The 1,632-nt window shown below is 75.3% G+C and carries 2 protein-coding genes and 1 pseudogene; all 3 read left to right on the plus strand.

The window, feature by feature from the left end:
* Positions 1 to 54 precede the first annotated feature (54 nt).
* Positions 55 to 537, plus strand: a complete 483-nt coding sequence (locus tag CCN39_RS48735; RefSeq protein WP_086854016.1) for a DinB family protein — start codon at positions 55 to 57, stop codon at positions 535 to 537.
* Positions 538 to 556: 19 nt separating this feature from the next.
* Entirely contained in the window at positions 557 to 1,234 is a 678-nt protein-coding gene (locus CCN39_RS48740) for a response regulator transcription factor (RefSeq protein ID WP_086854018.1), read from the plus strand.
* Positions 1,231 to 1,632, plus strand: a pseudogene (locus CCN39_RS51430) (two-component sensor histidine kinase); the annotation flags it as partial. The gene CCN39_RS48740 and the pseudogene CCN39_RS51430, both read left to right, overlap by 4 nt.

Here is a 1,632-nt window from a genome sequence, read left to right on the forward strand (position 1 = left end):
GCGTCCCGGTTCCGGGACGCCCGTCGGCCACCGCACCCGCAGGAAGGACCCACCATGACCCGGACCCGACGGCGGGACACCCCGCCCCCGCGCACCGGACCGGCCGAGAAGGACGTGCTGCGCGGATTCCTCGACCACCTGCGGGCCGCCGTGGCCGCCAAGGCCCAGGGCGTGCCGGAACCGCAGGTCCGGACGCCCGGTGTCCCGTCGGGCACGTCGCTGCTGGGCCTGGTCCGGCACCTGGCGCACGTCGAACGGTTCACCTTCCTCGGCGAGCACGTCGCCGACTGGCCGGGCACCTTCCGGCCGGGCCCGGAGGAGACCGTCGCCTCGGTCCTGGCGGACTACCGCACCGCGTGCGAGGCGTCCGACGCGGTCATCGAGGCCTGCACCGACCTGACCCGGCCGGTGGCCCGCCCCGGCCGTACCGCGCCGTCGATGCGCTGGGCGCTGGTCCACCTGATCGAGGAGACCGGCCGCCACGCCGGACACGCCGACGTCCTCCGTGAGCTGATCGACGGCAGCACCGGTCGCTGACCTGGCATGATCGGCTTCCGTGCGGGTACTGCTGGTGGAAGACGACCAGCCGATCGCCGACTCGCTGCGGCGCGGTCTGGTGCGGTACGGCTATGAAGTGACGTGGGTGCGCACGGGCGCGGAGGCGCTGGACGCCGAGCCCGCGGACATGGTGCTGCTCGACCTGGGACTGCCCGATGTGGACGGTCTCGACGTCTGCCGTGAGCTGCGCGCCCGGGGTGACGTGCCGATCATCGTGATCAGCGCGCGGGCCGACGAGGTCGACCGGGTGGTCGGGCTGGAGATCGGCGCGGACGACTACGTGTCGAAACCCTTCGGCGTCCGCGAGGTCATCGCGCGGATGCGGGCGGTGGCGCGCCGGGCCCGGCCGGCCGCCTCCGGGACACCGGACGCCCCGGCGCCGGATTCGCTCGCCGGCGGGCGGCTGGTCATCGACCGCCGGGCGCGCCGGGTGCACGTGGACGGCACCGAGCTGGCGCTGGCGCCGAAGGAGTACGACCTGCTGGCCTACCTCGCGGACGCGCCGGGCGCGGCGCTCACCCGCGAGCAGATCATGGAGGCCGTCTGGGACGCCCACTGGTTCGGCCCGACGAAGACCCTGGACGTCCACATCGGAGCGTTGCGCCGCAAGCTCGGCGACGCGGCCGTGGTCGAGACGGTCCGCGGGGTCGGGTTCCGGCTGGTGGTCGCCGGGTGAGCCGCCCGACTTCGCTGAACCGGCGGCTCGTCGTCAGCTACGTGCTGCTGGTGGCGATCGCGATCGGCGCGTTCACCGTGCCGGTCGCGTTCGTGCTCACCACCCAGCTGCGCGGCGACGTCGAGACGTCGGTGCGGCGCGAAGCCGACACCGCCGCGCTGCTGCTCTCGGCCGGGGACCTGCCGTCCCGGCAGGCGTTGGCGCGGCTGGCCGAGGCCTACGGCAAGGAGACACCGGGGCGGCTCGACGCCGTCCTCGCGGACGGCACCGCGCCGGGTCCGCTGCCGGTGCCGCCCGCCCCGGACGACCCGGCCTTCCGCGACGCGCTGGCCGGGCAGGGGTCGGCCCGGTGGACCCACGCGGCCGCGCTCGACGCCGACGGTCTCGTGCTGGCCGTG

This window comes from Amycolatopsis kentuckyensis, from assembly GCF_002155975.1.
GTDB classification, from domain to species: Bacteria; Actinomycetota; Actinomycetes; order Mycobacteriales; family Pseudonocardiaceae; genus Amycolatopsis; species Amycolatopsis kentuckyensis.

What these genes read in the sequence shown, in the direction of transcription:
- CCN39_RS48735 (WP_086854016.1), top strand. Translation starts at nt 55, where the DNA reads ATGACCCGGACCCGACGGCGGGACACCCCGCCCCCGCGCACCGGACCG.